This window comes from Salinisphaera dokdonensis CL-ES53 (assembly GCF_040361215.1).
Classification (GTDB): domain Bacteria; phylum Pseudomonadota; class Gammaproteobacteria; order Nevskiales; family Salinisphaeraceae; genus Salinisphaera; species Salinisphaera dokdonensis.
In genome coordinates this window covers 844,733-862,627 of record NZ_APND01000001.1, presented here as the reverse complement: position 1 = coordinate 862,627, position 17,895 = coordinate 844,733, and the positions used below count along the sequence as shown (strand labels likewise).

General features: G+C 63.2%; 18 protein-coding genes. 8 read left to right on the top strand and 10 right to left on the bottom strand.

Annotated features, from left to right (window positions below):
• Window positions 1-45: 45 nt before the first annotated feature.
• A complete protein-coding gene (locus SADO_RS03995) occupies window positions 46-282 on the top strand; it encodes a DUF2835 family protein (protein WP_353109411.1) in 237 nt (78 codons plus the stop codon).
• 60 nt (window positions 283-342) lie between these two features.
• Here SADO_RS03995 and SADO_RS03990 read toward each other — a convergent pair whose 3' ends face one another.
• Both SADO_RS03990 and SADO_RS03985 read right to left on the bottom strand, forming a co-directional pair.
• Window positions 343-975, bottom strand: a complete 633-nt coding sequence (locus tag SADO_RS03990) for a pseudouridine synthase (protein ID WP_353109409.1) — start codon at window positions 973-975, stop codon at window positions 343-345.
• Window positions 976-1,007: 32 nt separating this feature from the next.
• A complete protein-coding gene (locus tag SADO_RS03985; protein ID WP_353109407.1) occupies window positions 1,008-2,987 on the bottom strand; it encodes a hypothetical protein in 1,980 nt (659 codons plus the stop codon).
• Window positions 2,988-3,508: 521 nt separating this feature from the next.
• On the opposite strand from SADO_RS03985, the gene dctP reads away from it, so the two are divergent.
• The 3 genes from dctP (at window position 3,509) to SADO_RS03970 (ending at window position 6,492) form a co-directional block, all read left to right on the top strand.
• Window positions 3,509-4,558, top strand: a complete 1,050-nt coding sequence (gene dctP, locus SADO_RS03980; RefSeq protein WP_353109405.1) for a TRAP transporter substrate-binding protein DctP — start codon at window positions 3,509-3,511, stop codon at window positions 4,556-4,558.
• Window positions 4,559-4,633: 75 nt separating this feature from the next.
• Window positions 4,634-5,185 (top strand): TRAP transporter small permease subunit, encoded by a 552-nt coding sequence (locus SADO_RS03975; RefSeq protein WP_353109403.1) that lies wholly within the window; start codon window positions 4,634-4,636, stop codon window positions 5,183-5,185.
• On the top strand, window positions 5,182-6,492 hold the full coding sequence (locus tag SADO_RS03970) for a TRAP transporter large permease (RefSeq protein WP_353109401.1): 1,311 nt from the start codon (window positions 5,182-5,184) through the stop codon (window positions 6,490-6,492). The genes SADO_RS03975 and SADO_RS03970 overlap by 4 nt, the downstream gene beginning before the upstream one ends.
• Before the next feature lie 84 nt (window positions 6,493-6,576).
• On the opposite strand, the gene msrA is transcribed toward SADO_RS03970, so the two are convergent.
• A complete protein-coding gene (msrA, locus tag SADO_RS03965; protein ID WP_353109399.1) occupies window positions 6,577-7,101 on the bottom strand; it encodes a peptide-methionine (S)-S-oxide reductase MsrA in 525 nt (174 codons plus the stop codon).
• The gene (gene msrB / locus SADO_RS03960) at window positions 7,101-7,547 is read right to left on the bottom strand and encodes a peptide-methionine (R)-S-oxide reductase MsrB (RefSeq protein WP_353109397.1); all 447 of its coding nucleotides are present in this window, start codon (window positions 7,545-7,547) and stop codon (window positions 7,101-7,103) included. The genes msrA and msrB overlap by 1 nt, the downstream gene beginning before the upstream one ends.
• A gap of 299 nt (window positions 7,548-7,846) precedes the next feature.
• Between msrB and SADO_RS03955 the strand changes: the two genes are divergently transcribed.
• Together SADO_RS03955 and SADO_RS03950 are read left to right on the top strand one after the other, a co-directional pair.
• Entirely contained in the window at window positions 7,847-8,800 is a 954-nt protein-coding gene (locus SADO_RS03955; RefSeq protein WP_353109396.1) for a hypothetical protein, read from the top strand.
• Window positions 8,801-9,778: 978 nt separating this feature from the next.
• Entirely contained in the window at window positions 9,779-10,345 is a 567-nt protein-coding gene (locus tag SADO_RS03950; RefSeq protein ID WP_353109394.1) for a DUF421 domain-containing protein, read from the top strand.
• A gap of 77 nt (window positions 10,346-10,422) precedes the next feature.
• Here SADO_RS03950 and SADO_RS03945 read toward each other — a convergent pair whose 3' ends face one another.
• The gene (locus tag SADO_RS03945) at window positions 10,423-11,343 is read right to left on the bottom strand and encodes a LysR family transcriptional regulator (protein ID WP_353109392.1); all 921 of its coding nucleotides are present in this window, start codon (window positions 11,341-11,343) and stop codon (window positions 10,423-10,425) included.
• Window positions 11,344-11,430: 87 nt separating this feature from the next.
• On the opposite strand from SADO_RS03945, the gene SADO_RS03940 reads away from it, so the two are divergent.
• Window positions 11,431-12,363, top strand: a complete 933-nt coding sequence (locus SADO_RS03940; protein ID WP_353109391.1) for a DMT family transporter — start codon at window positions 11,431-11,433, stop codon at window positions 12,361-12,363.
• A 56-nt stretch (window positions 12,364-12,419) separates the two neighbouring features.
• Here the strand turns inward: SADO_RS03940 and SADO_RS03935 are convergent, their stop codons facing one another.
• The 4 genes from SADO_RS03935 to SADO_RS03920 all read right to left on the bottom strand — a co-directional run bounded on the left by SADO_RS03935 (window position 12,420) and on the right by SADO_RS03920 (window position 16,305).
• The gene (locus tag SADO_RS03935) at window positions 12,420-13,100 is read right to left on the bottom strand and encodes a YceH family protein (protein ID WP_353109389.1); all 681 of its coding nucleotides are present in this window, start codon (window positions 13,098-13,100) and stop codon (window positions 12,420-12,422) included.
• A 168-nt stretch (window positions 13,101-13,268) separates the two neighbouring features.
• Window positions 13,269-14,867: a sodium:solute symporter family protein gene (locus tag SADO_RS03930; RefSeq protein ID WP_353109388.1), complete on the bottom strand. Its 1,599-nt coding sequence runs from the start codon at window positions 14,865-14,867 to the stop codon at window positions 13,269-13,271.
• Between the two features lie 34 nt (window positions 14,868-14,901).
• Window positions 14,902-15,054 (bottom strand): hypothetical protein, encoded by a 153-nt coding sequence (locus SADO_RS03925; protein ID WP_353109387.1) that lies wholly within the window; start codon window positions 15,052-15,054, stop codon window positions 14,902-14,904.
• A gap of 30 nt (window positions 15,055-15,084) precedes the next feature.
• Window positions 15,085-16,305: a Zn-dependent hydrolase gene (locus SADO_RS03920; protein ID WP_353109385.1), complete on the bottom strand. Its 1,221-nt coding sequence runs from the start codon at window positions 16,303-16,305 to the stop codon at window positions 15,085-15,087.
• A gap of 242 nt (window positions 16,306-16,547) precedes the next feature.
• Between SADO_RS03920 and SADO_RS03915 the strand changes: the two genes are divergently transcribed.
• Window positions 16,548-17,510 (top strand): LysR family transcriptional regulator, encoded by a 963-nt coding sequence (locus SADO_RS03915; RefSeq protein WP_353109383.1) that lies wholly within the window; start codon window positions 16,548-16,550, stop codon window positions 17,508-17,510.
• A 5-nt stretch (window positions 17,511-17,515) separates the two neighbouring features.
• Here the strand turns inward: SADO_RS03915 and SADO_RS03910 are convergent, their stop codons facing one another.
• On the bottom strand, window positions 17,516-17,872 hold the full coding sequence (locus tag SADO_RS03910; protein ID WP_353109381.1) for a TraR/DksA family transcriptional regulator: 357 nt from the start codon (window positions 17,870-17,872) through the stop codon (window positions 17,516-17,518).
• Window positions 17,873-17,895: the final 23 nt, after the last annotated feature.

Genomic DNA, 17,895 nt, shown 5'->3' with positions numbered 1-17,895 from the left:
AGGTGTCGGCGGTGGGCGTAGGATCTTCGTCCTGCGTGATGCGTTATGCCCTGTATCGACTTGATCATCGAACTGTCGGCCGCCCAGTGCCATGCCCATTACGCTGGGTCTGTCGAGCAGATCCATGCGCGTAGCGTGGACGGGCGCCGCGTACTGTTGCCGGCACAGGCGCTACGGCGTGTGGTGACGCGTGACGGGGTGCACGGCATCTACCGGCTCACTTATGGCGCCGACGGCCGCTTCGAATCACTGCGGCGTATTGCCGATACGCCGAGTCACTGACGGCCAGAACTCGCGTCGCAGACTGGAATTGCGCTGGCCGGGCGCCAACCATTGTTTCGGTCAACGCATGAATCGCTCAGGCACGCGCAGCTCTTGCCAGGCGCCGCATTCCAACCCGCCCAGCGTCCAGTCACCCATACCCACGCGGACCAGCCGCAGCGTCGGCAGGTCGACCGCTGCGGTCATGCGTCGCACCTGGCGATTGCGCCCCTCGCGAATCGTGATTTCCAGCCATGTCGTGGGTACGTTCTTGCGATAACGCACAGGCGGATCGCGCGGCCATAGCGCCGGCTCGCTCATCACGGTCACGTCGGCCGGTCGGGTCGGGCCATCCTTGAGCGTGGGGCCGGCGCGCAGGGCGTCGAGTTGTTCGGGGCTGGGTTCACCGTCGACCTGTGCCCAGTAGGTCTTGGGCAGTTTGTGCTTCGGGTCGGTGATCCAGGCCTGGAGCTGGCCGTCGTTGGTGAGCAGCAGCAGGCCTTCACTGTCGCGGTCGAGCCGCCCGGCGGGGTAGACGCCCGGCACGTCGATATAGTCGGCCAGTGTCGCGCGCTTGTCCGCATCCGTGAACTGGGTGAGCACACGAAACGGCTTGTTGAAGGCGAGCAGCCGCGGCGTCACGGGTCTCGCCGCGGGCTTGCGGCGGGCTTTGGGACGTCGCGGCGGACGTTTATTCGGCGGCGGCTTGCTCATGGGGCAGGGCGCAGAACGACAGGTGGCGCAGGCTACCAGTCCTTCGCCCAACTCGAACGGCCGAGCTCGATGATGCGTTCGATCTCGTCGTCCGGCACGCAGTCGGCGTTGCCGCGTTCGAGCGGGTCGTAGTGGAAGACGAACAGCCGTGACGCGAATTCGGCGATCGGCAGCGATGCTTCGCCGGGGATTTCGCCGTGGCCTTCGGTGGTGGTGACGATGCCCTGGCCCCAGTCCTGGCCGCTGTCGTTGTTGGGGTTGTAGAAGTACACGCGCATTGCGTTGTCCGGGTCGAGCCCGACCCGCAGGATGCTGATCGCGTGGCGGCCGACATAGCGCGCTGCGCTGTCGGTGACGGCAATGCCGGCAGGCTGCGAATGAATCACCGGCATGCTGCCGTTGTAATAGGGGTGGTAGCAGGCATAGAAGTGGCGGACGAAGCCCTCGTAGTCTTCGATCTCGCCCGACTCGTGATCGGCGATTACGCGAAAGCCCTGGCCGACCCACCAGCCGTAGAACTCGGGGTTGATCCAGCGGTGCAGGTCGTCGTCGCGCTCGCCGCAAAGCCGGCCCATCTCGATATAGATGCGATCCAGATGCGGCACGAGTACGAGCGAGACCGGGTCCACATCGAGCGGGCGTTCCTTGGCCAGTCCGGCCTCCAGGCCCTTGGACGACACGCGCTCGCCTTCGAAACGGGTGAGTACCTCGTCGTCGCGCGCGGCCCAGGCGACGAGTTGCAGCAGATAGTCCGGGTCGTTGTCGGCCCACATCGACAGGCCGATCACCGATTGGCAGGTGGGATTGTTGCCTTGCCCAACGCCCAGCGGCTGGCCGAGCAGGCCCAGCACGCCGGCCAAGAGATAGACCCGCGGCGGCTGGCGATCGCCAAAGACTTCGCGCAGGTTCTCGGCGGTCTCGGCAGACAACGGCAAACGAATCTGACGCCACAGCCCGGCTGCCACCGGCGTCGAGAACAGCACGCCGCGCTCGAGCAGCATCGCGAGCCCGTAGATCGCCTGGCAGGTCTCGACGAACACGGCCTCGTCGATCAGCGTATGGATGAGCTCGCGGTAGCAGAGCAGTGCGTCGCGGCCGGTCGGGCTCAGGCCGAGAGCGATCGGAATCAGCGCATCGCCGCCACCCTGCGGGATGGAACGCAGATGGCGCAGGAACACCGCGTGATAGACCGAGACCAGGCCGGTGTCGTGCATGGCCTCGGCAAAGCCGTTTGCCTCGCCATGCAGTTCGTCGCGGTCCATCGCGGCCAGGCGCTCGGCGTAGACCGAAAGGCCGGGGTCTTCCGCACAGCCCGGCGCCGGCGCGAACAGCGATTCGACCAACCGCTTGGCATCGTCGTTGTCGGCGGCGGCTGCAAGCTCCGGGTCGTAGAGACAGGTGGCGATCTGGATCACCATCTGGCGTGCATCGTCGACCTGGATCGGGCGCTGGGCGAGGATGCGCCACACCTCGTTCACCAGGCTGTCGAGAATGCTCTCGTAGCCCATATGGGCGAGCTGGTACTGGTAGAGCGCCTGTACGGCGCGCCCGAGATCGTCCTCGCGTTCGCGGTCCGCCTCGCTGAGCGTGCCGGACAACAGATCCAGGTTGAGCGCCATGACCTGGGTCAGGAAATTGCGTGCGCGCTCTGCAGCAATGCCGGGATGGAAATACTCGCCCTTGGCCACGGCCAGCAGGCGCAGTTCACTCAGCGCTTCGATCGCTGTCGTCGCGCGATCGCCCTGGCGCAGCGAACGCACGGCCAGCGCGGGCTGCAGGATGTTCGGCTGACCCCAATCGCTATGCGCGAACACTCCGGCCGACTCGATCTCGGCCACCCGCGCATGCAGCGCTTCGGCGCCGCCTTCGAGGGCGAGCATTGCCGCCGCGCATTCGAGCACTTCGATCTTGGCGGGCTTGCGCTCTGTCTTGCCGGTGATTGGGGCCAGGTGCGCCAGCCCCGCGTCGAAGTCGGCTGCCAGCGTGGCCAGAGAGGCGGTGTGTTCGGTCATGTGTATCCGTTCAGAAAAAATCGGGCAGGACGCCGTCGTTCTCGCCCGCATTGACGCACTAATTGCAGCCGAAAACCAGTCGTAATCTTCGCTATGGCCGCAAGTCGACTGGCCGCGTATGCGTTGGGGTTATCGGACCGAGCGAAAGCGTGGATAGCCCGGGTCTTCATGTCCATGTCACCGGTAGGTGACGCGCAGAGTCACGCGGCAGCATGCAGGTGCGCAGTAGGCTGCAATAGCGCGGGGGGAGCAGGATGCTACCGCCAATCGCGATACCCATCGTCGCTGTCGACAGGAATGGGTATTGTGGGCTTGGGTGCTGTCGTTGTGCGGGTCCGAGCGTCAAGGCCCATACGGCAGAGCATGTGCAATTGTCTGTAAACGACAGAGAAATTAGACGTGAAACGTCATTTCATTTGAGGCATGATCCCACGCATCCGGATTCGCCGGATGGCCGACGGTGCACCGTATAAAAAAGCGCGTGCCGTTTGCTTCGCGATACAACACGGAGGAGATATCCGATGGATTCGACCACTTTCAAACGCGGTCTGCTGGCCGGCGCCACGGCGCTTGCCCTGACGGCTTTCCTGGCGCCGAGCACCGCTCTGGCACAAGACAGCACCACCTGGCGCGTGCAGTCGCACTGGCCGAGCTCCAGCAGCTCCTACGAGGACAGCCTGGTGCGCATCAAGAACGTCATCGAAGAGCGCACCGATGGCCGCGTGAAGCTCAAGCTCTACCCGGCCGGCGCCCTGTTCAAGGCGCAGCAGACCTTCGACGCGGTCAAGCGCGGCACCATCCAGATGGGCACCATCGCGCCGGCCTATGCACAGAACCAGATGAGCCTTGCCGGCATCGCCTCGGGCCTGCCGTTCGCTTTCCGCAACGTCTGGGAAGTCGCCTACTTCCACAAGAACCTCGGCTTCGAGGACATGCTGCGTGAAGAAGCCGCCGAAGAGGGCATCTACTGGTCGACCGACAAGGTCTACCCGACCGAAATGGTCGTCGATCGCCCGATCGAGAGCATGGAAGACTTCGAAGGCCTGAAGATCCGTTCCTCCGGTGCGCTGCAGACCTTCCTCACGGAAGCCGGCGCGTCGGCGAGCTACATCCCGGGCGGCGAGCTCTACACCGCGCTGTCCAGCGGCGTGGTCGATGGCGCGCACTGGGGCGCGGCGCAGGGCGCAGCCAGCATGAGCCTGTATGAAGTGGCCAAGTACCACGTCAAGCCGGCGCTCAACATCGCGGGCACGGACGTGTTCATCATCAACCAGAAGGCGCTCGACAAGCTTTCGCCGGAAGACGCCAAGACGGTCAAGGACGCGCTCAACGAGCAGTTCTGGGTGCGCACCAACGAGTATCTCTACAAAGAGCAGCTCGCACTGGCCGGCGCCATGGAAAAGGACGGCGTGAAGATCACCGAGCTGCCGCCTGAAGTCCAGAAGAAGCTGACCGAAGTCGCCCAGGCCTCCTGGGAAGAGCAGGGCGAGCGCAGCGACAAGGCTGCCGAAGCGCTGGACAAGGTCAAGAAGATGCTGACCCGTCTGGGCTATCTCGACAGCGACGCCTGAACCCAGTCTCGTACTGACCACCGCCCCGTTGGCCCTTGAGGCCATCGGGGCGGACTTTTTTCGCGGGAGTCGCCCATGCGCGTGTTCACCGGATTCATCAACGGCATCACCCGGCTCAACGACTGGATCGGTCGAGCGGTGGCGCTGCTCATTTTCGTCATGTTCGCCGTGCTGCTGCTCGGCGTGCTCTATCGCTATGCGCTCGACGCGCCCCGTGTGTGGACCACCGAACTCACGCAGTTCGTGTTCGGGTTCTATGCGGTGATGTCGGGCGGTTATGTCATGGCCCATCGCGGCCACGTGAACGTGGACCTGCTCTATAGCGCGCTGCCACTGCGCGCGCGGGCCGTACTCGACGTGCTCACCTCGTCGCTGTTCTTCCTGTTCATGGTCACGCTGCTCTATTACGGCGGCATCATTGCCTGGGAGTCGGTCGACAGCATGGAGACCTCGTATTCCGCATGGAATCCGCCGGTCTGGCCGTTCAAGATCGCGATCCCGGTGGCGGCCTTCCTGCTGCTGATGCAGGGCATCGCCAAGCTGGTCGAGGACATCGCGATTGCCGTGGGTGCCATCGACGGCCCGCTCGACGCCCCGGCGGACGCTGACAAGGAGGAAGCAGCATGAGCATTGAACTCACCACGCTGCTGTTCTTCGGCGCGCTGCTGTTCTTCCTTGTCCTCGGTCTGCCGCTGACCTTCGTGCTCGGCGGCGTGTCGGTGGTGTTCCTCTATTTCACCTGGGGGATCGATTCCTTCTACCTCGTCGCCTCGCAGATCTGGGGCACGATGGAGAGCTTCACGCTCGTCGCGATTCCGCTGTTCGTGTTCATGGCCATGATCCTGGAGCGAACCGGCGTCGCCAAATCGCTCTACCGCATGATGTATCTGTGGTGGGGGGGCACACGCGGCGGCCTGGCGATCGGCACGGTGTTCATCTGTGCCGTGTTCGCAGCCATGTGTGGCATCAGTGGTGCAGCGGTGGTTGCCATGGGCACCATCGCGCTCCCGTCGATGCTAGAACGCGGCTACGACAAGCATATGGCGCTCGGCGCGATCAATATTGGCGGCGGGCTGGGCATTCTCATTCCGCCCAGCATCATCATGATCCTCTACTCGCTGATCACCGGCGTGTCGGTGGGCCAGATGTTCGCCGCCGGTATCCTGCCGGGCATTCTGCTGGTGGTGCTGGTCGCGATCTACGTGCTCGTGCGCTGCTATTTCCAGCCGCATCTCGCGCCGGCGCTGCCGCCGGAAGAGCGGGGCGACTGGCCCGAGAAGTTCCGCGCGTTGGGTGCGGTGCTGTTGCCGATTCTCATCGTGGTGATGGTGCTCGGCTCGATCATGGCCGGCGTGACCACGCCCACCGAGGCCGCCGCCATGGGCGTGCTCGGCGCGTTGATCTCGGCCGCCGTGTATCGCAAGTTCACCTGGACGCTGATCAAGGAGGCGAGTCTTCGCACCTTCTCCCTGACCGGCATGATCATGTGGATCCTGTTCGCGGCCCATGCCTTCAGCGCGGCCTACCAGAGCATGGATGCCCAGGCCATGATCGAAGGCTGGATGCAGGCGATTCCGGGCGGGCCCTGGGGCACGATCATCGCCATGCAGGTCATCCTGTTCCTGATGGCCATGGTGCTCGACCCGGTCGGCATCATGCTGATCACGCTGCCGGTGTTCATGCCGATCGTCGAGGCCCTCGGCTTCGACCCGATCTGGTTCGGCATCCTGTTCGTGATCAACATGGAAATCGGCTACATGACGCCGCCGTTCGGCTTCAACCTGTTCTATCTCAAGGGCGTCGTACCGTCCTCGATCACGATGCAGGATATCTACCGTTCGGTGCTGCCCTATGTGCTCGTGGGCATCGTGGGGCTGGCGATCATCATGATCTTCCCGCAGATCGCCACCTGGCTGCCGGATCTGGTGTTCTAGCCGATCCGCCAGGCGAAACGAAAAAGCCCGCCGACTCTTTGAGCCGGCGGGCTTTTTTTATGCGTGCTGTATCGGCGCGCGGGTTCAGGCCGTCTTGTCGCGGCGCGGCAGGGTCCAGTCCGGGCGCACGAAATGACAGGTATAGCCGCTCGGGAATTTCTCCAGATAATCCTGGTGTTCCGGTTCGGCCTCCCAGAAATCGCCCGCCGGCTCCAACTCCGTGACCACTTTGCCGGGCCAGATGCCGGATGCATTCACGTCGGCGATGGTGTCCTCGGCCACGGCTTTCTGCTCGTCGCTGGTGTAATAGATCGCCGAGCGATAGCTGCGACCCATATCGTTGCCCTGGCGGTTCTTCGTCGTCGGATCATGGATCTGGAAGAAGAACTCCAGCAGCGAGCGATAGCTAATCCGTGACGGGTCGTACACGATCTCGATCGCCTCGGCGTGATCGCCGTGGTTGCGATAGGTGGCATTGGGCACGTCGCCACCGGAATAACCCACGCGGGTCGAGACCACGCCGTCGTAGCGGCGAATCAGGTCCTGCATGCCCCAGAAGCAGCCGCCTGCCAGGATTGCTCTTTCGGTTTGGGCTGTCTCAGTCGCCATCAGATGTCCTCCACTTGATCGATGAACTCGCCGTAGCCTTCGGCCTCCATCTCGTCCTTCGGGATGAAGCGCAGCGACGCCGAGTTGATGCAGTAGCGCAGCCCGCCGCGGTCGGCCGGGCCGTCGGGAAATACGTGGCCGAGATGGCTGTCGCCATGCGTCGAGCGCACTTCGGTACGGGTCATCCCGTGCGAGTCGTCGCGTAGTTCATTTACGTACGCGGGCTGGATCGGTTTCGTGAAGCTGGGCCAGCCGCAGCCGGATTCGTACTTGTCGCTGGAGGCGAACAGGGGTTCGCCGGAGACGATGTCGACGTAGATGCCCGGTTCCTTGTTGTTCAGGTATTCGCCGGTGCCTGGGGGTTCGGTGCCGCTTTCCTGGGTTACCCAGTGTTGGGTTTGGTCTAGATTGGAGAGGGCTTCGGGGGATTTGGTGTAGTTGGGCATGGTCGCTTTTCGTATCGTTTGCGAATACAGCGAACGATGATGGTTTGTGGCGTGAAATCAAGCGCAACTTATTTGGTCTAACCGTGGGCTAGGATCGTTGCGGACTTGCAACGACGAAGGTCATGTCTGGTTTGTTATTGCTGCCTGCTTCCTTTTTCGTGATGTGCGTACTGAACCTGTAATCGATAAGTGCTTTTAAGCACCTAATCCGCACTGTTATAGCGCTATGCGCAAAAGTGGCGAGATGCTATATGTGTTTTTGGTCGTCTGCTTGGCGTCGTTCTTAAAAGGCATTGGGTATGGAGTGGAAAGAGCTTGCCGCCTCCGCGATTGGCAGTTTAGCTTGGCCAATAAGCATATTCGTAATGTTCTTTCTTGTGCGGGGGAGGATAAGCGAATTAATAGAAAAGTTAGGCAGGCTGAAGTACAAAGACTTAGAGCTTGATTTTAGTAAGCTAAAACATCCTAAGCCAATAATAGACGCTTCTTCACGTACTCTAGGTCGAGATGAAGGCGTCGCTATAAAGGACAGTGAATCCGAACAAGTATTCAGCTCTCTCGAAGACCAGATATTCGAAGCGGTGGAGGACGCTCCTGCTGCTTCAGTCCTCTTGGCATGGTCGTACGTAGAGGCGTCTTTAACGGCCGCGATTTCTAGGTTGGAGTTTGGCGCTGAGGCCCCGAGTGGATCACCTCTACAGAACATTAAAATTCTAGAAAGTACTGGAGAGTTATCGCCCCAACAATTAGAGCTGCTGCACGATTTGCGTATTTTGAGAAACAAGTTAGCGCACGGCGGCTCGTCAACGAAACGTATCCGAACCGAACAAGCCTACGATTACGCGACGACTGCGGTGGAAATATCGAGATTCTTAGATTCTCTCGAACGCAAAAGAAAAATTTTCATGCTACCAGTCGGTAAATGGATAAAAACTCCGGAAGGCTTTTCCGAACAACCTAAGGATCGTCTCGCGAACTACTGGAGATATGACTGCATTACCCTTCCTGGGAAGAACATTACTGCAGGTTCGGGGCCATGGATAAGAGGAAGTGATATCGTTTACTTCGGAATTGACATAGAAATGCAGAGAAATAGAGGTAGTGCAGTTGTCGCGGAGTTATTAATCGGACTTGAGTACGTTGCTCAGGAGAAGTTGAAAGCGAGTGCAAACGAAATTGTTTCGTACGATGAGATGACCCATACGATTCGGTTTGATCTCGGGAAGTCGATCTTTGAGTATCAATTCGAATAAGGCGATGGGGTCAGGTCTTGCATTTTGCGTCAAGCCGTTGGCTTGCTCACGACGCGTCGGTAGCGCTTTTATCAAATGCGCCGCTTATTGACTGCGAGACGGCGGGGCGATTGAGTCAACGCTTTTCCCGGCCGATAACCGGCTCCCTAAAATCGAGTGTTGAATCGGCGGTTCAGGCGAATTTCGACTTGGGGTTTCGCGCTGCTGCGCGAGTGTCTTTTATTTGCTTGTCCAAATAAAAGTCACCAAAACAAAAGACACCCTGTCTTGCGCCGATGCTTTGCATCGGTGCCCTGCGCTGCTCGCCATGACGAGCGCAGCCGGAACTCGCTTCGCTCAGACATCCGGCTGCTTTTTCTCGTCCTGGCTCCGCTGCTCGGCGCTACGCCCAAGGGGCCCAATACAGGCAAGCTCGCTGTCGCTCGCTCAAGGTCGCGCTCTTTGTGTCGGATTAGGCCTTGGCCTAATCCGACGAGATCGGAGTCGCGTGCTGGACGTCGGCTGGGCGGGTTAGGTGACTCTCGTTCTTGGCTTCACGTCTGTATTCGGGCCCCGTTGCACGGCGACGGAGACACGTAGTGGCGACGGGTGTCCGGCGCACTGCGCCGGTGCGTACAGCATGTCAGAGGATCGCCAAAGCGATCCGAGTTCTGTACGCATCCCGTCGCCGCTGCGTGTCGGAGTGAACCGGCGTAGCCGGCGCTGTGCCCGGGTGTCTTTTTGTTTGCTTACTTTCTTTTGGACAAGCAAAAGAAAGTGAGTCGCACAGCAGTGCGAAACAAAAGGGCCGACGAACTCGTGAGCGCCGAAACACTCGTGGCCTGAAGCCGACAATTCTCGAATCAACGCCCAAAGTTCAACCGACTTGGAGTTTCACGCCGAGGCAAGGAAGCAGACGAGGATCGAACACAACAACGATCTGAATGCCAAACCCAACGTGCGTAGCATGTCGCGTTTTACGGCGGGTAGAGCACGGTAATGATGAGCGATTGGCTGTTTTCGGGCGCGATGCCCTTGTTATGGGTCGGATTCTGCACCGTGGCGCTGTACGCGCTGATCATCGTGTTTGCCCGGTGGTCAGGCGTGCGCAGCTTCGCCGAGATGTCGACGTTCGACATCGCGGTCACCATCGCATTGGGTTCGCTTATGGCCAGCGTTGTCGTCTCCAAGAACCCGCCGCTGGCCCAGGGCGCGGTAGCCGTGGCCACGCTTTATGCCCTGCAGCTTGGGGTGTCACGTCTGCGCTGCCGGTATCGCACCGTCGAGGCGATGGCTGACAACGCGCCGATCCTGCTCATGGGCCCGGGCGGCGAGATCAAGCACGAGAATCTGCGGGTGGCGCGCGTCACCGAGGACGATCTGCGTTGTCACCTGCGCCGGGTCAATGTGTCCGACCCGCGGCAAGTACACGCGATGATCATGGAGGGCACCGGCAACATCAACGTGTTGCACGGCGACCACCACGACCGATCCGATAATCCATGGATCATGCAGGGCGTGCGCGACTACGAGGCGCGCCCGACTTTCAATACGCAGCGGGCCTGAGCCCGCGTCTGCCGATCGTTCACCTCCGTGGTGTCGGCCCCCAAACAGCGGTCAGGCGCCCGCCAATTCTGCCGGGGTCATGCAGAAACGGCCGTAGTCGCGGCTGAGCGCTGGCTGGAACGGAGACCGGTCGCAGCCAACGCATCGGCGACCGCCCGGATGGCTTCCGCGTCGGTATCGCGGCGGCTATCTGCGATGACGATCGAAGCGAAGCAGTCGGGTAGGCGCGGCAGGCCGTCGCGGGATGTGAGTTCGCGAACATCCGGCCCGAGACGGTCGCGATCGAGGATACCGACCGCCACGCCGGCCGCGACCGCAGCTTCGATCGCGGCCATGCTTTCGCTGGTGAACATGTCCTCCCAGGCGCGGCCCTCGGTTTCCAGCGCGTCGAGACCGAGCGCGCGGTAGGGACAGTCCGGCGGGTGCAGGGCAAGCGGTAGCGTGCCCGGGCCGGGCGCGGGCATGGATGCGCCGGTGGCCCAGACAGGCCGGGTCCGCCACAGCGGCGTGCCGCGGTGATCGGCGTCCACGGGGGCCACGATTACGGCGAGATCCAGTTCGCCGTTGTCGAGCGCGCGGCGCAGACTGCCGCTGGCGCCGGTACACACCTGCAGCGACAGATCGGGATGGGCACGGCGCAGGCGCGGCAGCAGCGGGGTGAGCAGGCGCGGCGCATAGACTTCCGGCAGGCCCAGCCGCACGCGCCCGCCGGCGCTGCGATTGGCCAGGCGGTCAATCAGGTCGTCGTGGGCGGCGAGTACGGCGCTCGAATCCGCCTGCAGTTTGAGACCGTCGGCGGTGGGCGTCACGCCCTGACGGCCGCGTTCGAGCAGGCGCCGGTCGAGCAGGGTTTCGAGTCGCTTGATCTGCTGGCTCACCGCGCCGAGCGTGAAATGCCGGCGCTCGGCCACGGCCCGCAGGGTGCCGAGCTGGCATGCGAGCTGGAACGTGCGCAGCAGATCGATATCCAGTTGGCGATAGGCGGATGGGTTTAGCATTGCTTAACCATAACCCAAATATATATAGATTTCGTCTTTATCCGGCCGCGCGCAGGCTTTGTATTCGGTTTCTGCCCCGGATGTTTCATGCCTGCCTATCTCGTCATTCCCTTCGTCAGTCTTGGCCTGGTCGTCTGCTGGAGCTCGGGCTATATCGGTACCCAGATGGCGGCCGACGCGGGCGGTGACCCGTTCGCATTGTTCGGCTGGCGTTTTCTGTTCGCGGCGCTCCTGTGCCTTGCGCTCGTGGCAATCGTCGGTCGGCGGCCGGTGTGGTCGCCGCGCGCGATCGGACACGAACTGGTCGCCGGCAGTCTGAATGTCGGTGTGTATCTGCTCGCCGTGGTGTGGGCGATCCAGCTCGGCGTGAGCCCGGCGGTCACGGCGCTGGTCACTGCCTTGCAGCCATTGATGGCGACCCTGGCCATGAGCCTGCTGCGCGGCGAGCGTATTGCGCCGCTGGGATGGGCGGGCAGCGTACTGGCCGCGGCCGGTGTGGTTGTGTGTGCGGCGGGCGAGATGCGTGACGTAGGCGGCGCGCCGGCCTGGGCGTATCTGTTGCCGGTGGTGTCGGCCGTGACCCTCACCGTCGGCAGCCTGTGGTCCGAGCGCGCGCCGCGCACGCTCGGAAGTGTCGAACGGCTGCTATGGCAGTTGGCGGCGGCGGCCGTGGTGTTTGCGGTCGCCGTGCTGGTGCGCACGGGCGAACTGCCGGCATGGCCGGCCCGCGATGTGCAGGCCTGGCAGGCGATCGTGTTTCTCGTGGTGCTGTCGAGCCTCGGCGGTTACGGTTTCTTCAACGCGAGCCTGCGGCTACGCGGCGTCACCTATACGTCACTGATGTTCTATCTGACCCCGCCGACCACCGCGCTCTGGGCGGCGCTGCAGTTCGGCGATCGCGTCGGGCCGAGCGGCTGGGCCGGGGCCGTACTGGTCGCGGCCGGTGTGGTGTTGGCTTTGCGGGCACTGAATAGGAAATCGACAATCCCGCCGCGCTGCCGCCGTCCGGCTAGCGCCTGAGCGGGCGTGCCGGGGTGTCGGGCGGCTGCGGAACGAGCAATCGCTTGGCGCACGCCTCAGTGGCCGTGCTCGAGGGACGGGCTCGACTCGCCGAGGCGTTGCCTGAGGGCCGCGTTCTCGGTTTCCAGCTCCCGAACCCTCGCTTCAAGCTCGGCAATACGCCCCTGCGCCGAACCGCCACCGCCGCGATTGGCCGCCGCCTTCTCGGCGTGCGCCGCGATATCCACCGGCCCGCAGAGCTGATGCATCAACTCGGCTTCCTTGCGACCGGCGGTGCGCGGCAGCTGCACGAGCAGGGCGCTGTCGTCGTCGCCCATCAATTCGGCAACCGCAGCGGTTACGGCGGCGTTGTCCTCGAAGGTATGCAGCCGGCCGCTGCGCGCACGCAGTTCGCCGGGGGTCTGCGGGCCGCGCAGCAGTAGCAGGGTGAGCACGGCGTACTGGGCCTTGCTCAGCTGCAGATCGTTATAGGTGGTGTTGCACAGACGCTGCTTGTACTTCTCCACGCCGTTCTTGAAGTTCTCCTCGATGTGCACGAGGCTGCGATCGCGCAGGGCGCGGGCGGCGCGCTGCACTTCGGCAGGCTTGAGCGCCATGACAGGCTCGCGCGCTGACTTCTGGTTGCAGGCGTTGGTAAGCGCGTTGAGCGTGAGCGGGTACTGATCCGGCGTGGTGATGGATTTCTCCATCAGGCAGCCGATGACGCGGGCTTCGGTGGCGGTGAGCTGGGGCAGCATGGGTCTCTCGCAGACGTGGAAATCGACAACGGCGCGCGGTGCGCGGCTTCGAGTCTAACGCCTGTCGGGAGCGCCCATGCGCATACGCGTTAAAAAGAAAACGCCCGGACCGCAGGACGGTGCCGGGCGAAGCGGGTTGCTTGATGGTGCCGCTCGGGCGCGTCGGCGTCAGAGGCCCAGCTGCACGAAGAAATAGCCCCACAGCCCACCGGCCACGACGAGCATAGCGATCAACGCCATCCACACGCGCCGGTATTCGCGGATCAGCGTCGCGCCGCTCGCGTCGGCGGCGAGAAAGCGACCGATGGTGATCTCGGACATGCGCTGGCCTTTCATTTCGTTGAAACGCTCGATCTCGTAGGGGCTCGGATTACGCGCGAAGCACATGACGACGAGCGTGATCGTGCCGAGCGCGAAGGCGATCATCAGGTTGTCGATACCGGCCGGATACGAGATCAGCTCGTGGCGTTCGAGCTCGCCGAGCAGGATGAAGCTGATCGAGCCGACCAGCATGCAGGACAGCACAGCCGCGGCGTTGGTCCGCCGCCACTGCATGGCCGCCACGATCGTCGGCAACCAGGCCACGGCGAAGATCGAGCCGGCATAGATCGAGATCCAGTAGATACCGGCCGGGCGCGCGATTGCGATCACGCAGACGATGATCGACACGATCACCTGCGAGATACGTCCGGCGAGCACGCTGCGTTTTTCGTCCAGCTTCTTCTCGAACAGTTTTTCGTACAGATCCCGCGCCAGTGCGAAGCCGGTGAGCACGAACAGCGTCGACGCCGTGGACATGATCGAGGCCATTAAACCGGCCAGGCCCACGCCGGCGAGTACCGGATTCGTGTGATCCATGAAGCCGACGATCATGGCGCGATCGGCCGGCTCGATGCCGGGCTGGATCACCTGCATGGCACCCGCGGCGAGATAGACCATGAGCTGCATGGCCGGCGCGAAGAACACGCCGATGATGGCGACCTTGAGGATCACGAAATCGTTCTTGGCCGGGAACACGCGCGAGACCAGTGCCGGCGTGCAGGCAAAGAACAGGATCCAGACCAGGAACTGCGAGATCGACCAGCCCAGCGCGCGGTCGTTCGCGCCGGCCAGCGTCCAGTAGCCGGGCAGGGTGTCGCCCAGGCCGCGCAGGTTCTCCATGCCGGCATCGCCGATCAGCATGGGCGAGATCACGAACGCGATCGCCAGCATGGTGAAGAACATCATGGTGTCGGTGTAGACCACGCCGTACATGCCCGACAGGCTGCAGAAGATCATCAGCGCGAAGGTGAAGGCGATGATGATCACCGGGAACGGCACGTTGATGATCTCGGCGAGCACGAGCCCCGCGCCGATCAGCTGGATGATGCCGTAGCCGAGCAGCCCGATCACCATGAGGATGAGCGCGACCACGCTCACCCATTTGTTATTGAAGCGCCGATCGAAGAAATCCATCATCGTCCGGCATTCCATCGCCTTCATCTTGCGGCCGATGTAGACCACCGCGATCAGCGTGCCCAGCCACGCGCCGAAGGAGCCGAGCGCGCCGATCACCAGCGGGCCTTCGCTATAGGAGATGCCGGCGATGCCCATGAGCGTGACCGCGCTCAGAAAGGTCGCGGCCAGCGTGCCGGTGATCAGCAGCGTCGAACCCTGCTCGCCCATCACATAGAAATCGTCGCGATTCTTGATGAAGCGGGTCAGGCCGGCGGCCACCAGCACATAGGCGGCCAGCACGGTGACGAAGATGACGAGCGTGATGTTCATGATCGGGCCTCCTGTTCGGAAACGATGAGCAGCGCTAGCCGCGCTTGTTGGCGGCACGCTCGCGCTTGAGGCGCGCGATGGTGGGGCGGTATTCGCGCAGCAGGATCAGCCCGACCACGACACAGCAGATCACAGTGGTCAGCAGGGCATTGCCAAACAGCATCAGAACGTAGGGTTTGAAGTCCATGAGGTGTCTCCGGTGAGAGGCGAACCCGGCTCAGGCGCGGCCGGCGCGAGCCAGTGCGGCGTTGAGTAGCACGTCGGCGCCGATCTTTGCGTGTTCGGGTTCGATCGATTCGGCCTCGTGATGGCTGAGCCCGTCGGCACAGGGGATGAAGATCATCGCCGTCGGGCAGTGTCGTGCCAAATGAAAGGCATCGTGGCCGGCGCCGCTGATCATGTCCTGCCAGTCGCAGTCGAGCGCGGCGGCCGCGTCGCGTACCTGGGCCACGCAGTCGGCATCGAAGGGCAGGGCGGGGCTGCGCCAGTGCACGGACATATCGTAGGCGAGGCCACGGCGTTCGCAGATATCGTTGAACAGGCCACGCAATTCGTCGATCGCGGCGTCGACGACATCGTCCTGCGGATGGCGCAGGTCGAGCGTGAGGCGCAGATCGCCGGCGATGGTATTGCGCGAGCCGTGGTCGACATGGATCTCGCCGATGGTGGCGAGCAGGCCGGAGGTTTCGCCCGCGCGCTGTTCGACAACGCGCATGAGTTCGGCGGCCGCGAACATGCCGTCCCGGCGTACCGGCATCGGCGTGGTGCCGGCATGGCCGGCCTTGCCGGTCACGCGTATGTCCAACCAGCGGATCGCCTGCCCGCCGGTCACCACGCCGATCGTGTTGGCATTGTCTTCGAGTACCGGGCCCTGTTCGATATGCAGTTCGAAATAGGCATCCATATCGCGCCCCAGCCGCATGTCGCCGGCCTGTGCCGTCGCGGCCAGGCTGTCGGCCACGCTGGTGCCGTCGGCATCCACGCGAGCCAGCCCTTCGGTGAGCGTCATCGCGCCAGCGAACACGCTGGAGCCGAGCATCGCCGGCGTGAAGCGCGCGCCTTCCTCGTTGGTCCAGTTGGCGATCTCCAGCGGGGCCCGGGTTTCGATTCTCTTTTCGTTGAGCGTACGCACGGCCTCGAGTGCGGCGAGCACGCCCAGCACGCCGTCGAAGCGTCCGCCTTTCGGCTGCGTGTCGAGATGACTGCCCAGTACCACCGGGGCACGATCCTCGCAGCCGGCCCGGCGGGCGAACAGGTTGCCGATGGTATCGCGCACGACCGTCAGGCCCTCGGCGACGGCCCATTCGACGAACAGCGCGCGCCCGGCTGCGTCCTCTTTACTCAGGGCGAGACGGCTGCTGCCGCCGTTGGCGGTGGCACCGATCTCGGCCATCGCCATCAGGCTGTCCCACAATCGTTCGCCGTTGGTTTCGAGCATGTAACTCCCGGTAATCCCTCGCACACACGGTGGTGCGGCGTTGGTCTGTCGTTTTGTTCGTGATCCCCCCGGATCGCGGCGCATTGCCGCGCGTGGGCCGTCGCGAGCGTTTTTTCGCCTCTCGCTACAAGCGCGACCCGTGTCTTATCTAGCGGCAGAGCGCGACAATTAGTCAAAGCACGCGATATTATTCATATGATTAGCTCTGCTAATAATCGTGAGAACGAGGACGGACGATAACGATGGGCGACCCACCGCAGGAGCACGGCCGGGCGATCGGGCATGGACATCGCGCACTCGCCGCACGCCTGGACTGGAATCTGATTCGCACCTATCTCGTGGTCGCCGAGGAGCTGAACCTCAGTCGTGCGGCGGCGCGGCTGTTCGTTACCCAGCCGGCGGTCAGCCAGGCGATCAAGCGGCTGCAGAGCCAGCTCGGCTATACGCTGATCAAGCGACGCGGCCCGCGTATCTCGCTGACCGCTGCCGGGGAAGAGGTCTTTCGTATCGCCCGTAGCGTGCTTGTCGATGTCTCCAGTCTTGAGATGCCGGCGCGCGGCATGGTCGATCAGATCGTCGGCCGGGTGAAGCTGCTGAGCGTAAGCCGCGTGCATTCGGCGCGCTATAACCAGTTTCTCGTGGATTTCCATCGCCGCCATCCGCGCGTGGAGCTGGAGATCGAGGTGATGCGCGGCCACGATCTGCTGCTCGCGCTGCGCCAGAACGCCGCGTCTTTCGGTATCGGGCTTTGCCGGGTGGCGACGCGCCAGATCGAACGCCGGCTGATCATCCCGCAGCGCTATGCGTTGTTCTGCGGGCAGTCGCACCGCCTCTACGGCGAACAGCACATCAATATCGACACGCTGCTGTACGAGGATCTGGTCACCTTCACCGGCGATCATCTCGGCGACACGCTCTCGCCGTTGACGCTGTTTCGCGAGAACCACGGCTTCCAGGGCCGTCTGGCCGCGTCGTCGTCGAATCTGGAAGAGGTCTGCCGATTGATCATGTGCGGCTACGGCATCGGCTTTCTGCCGGAGGACGCCTTCCGGCGCGAGGTCGAGGTCGGCATGCTGCGCCGCTTGCCGCCCGAAGACGGGCTGGCCGACGTCGATATCCATCTGCTGTGGAACAGCGAGCGGCCGATGCGTCCGGCCGAAGCCGTGTTTCGTGACGAACTGCTGGCTGCTTTCGAGCAGGGCTGAGGCGGCTACTCGCGCGCCGCGGCGCAGTCCAGGCAGCGCAGGGTGGTGGGGTCGTGCAGCAGACGCGCCGGCGCGATCGGCTCGTCGCAGTCGGTACACAGCCCGAAATCCGGGCTGCCGAGCCGCTTGCGCGTGCCGGCGATGCGCTGCAGCGCCTGGTTGGCGCGGTTGCGCGCTGCCTTGCTCATCGCCTGGGCCTGCATGGCATCCATGCGCGACAGTCGGCCCTGGCGGGTCTGATCCAGTTCCACGGCGTCGTCGGCGCTGACGCTATCGGCGAGATAGGCGCGCGTCTGCGTTTCCAGTTCGTCGAGCCGGGCGGCAAGCTGTTGCGGAGGCGGGTGTGAGGTCGAATTGGCCATGATTCGAGACTGCCCCAACGGGC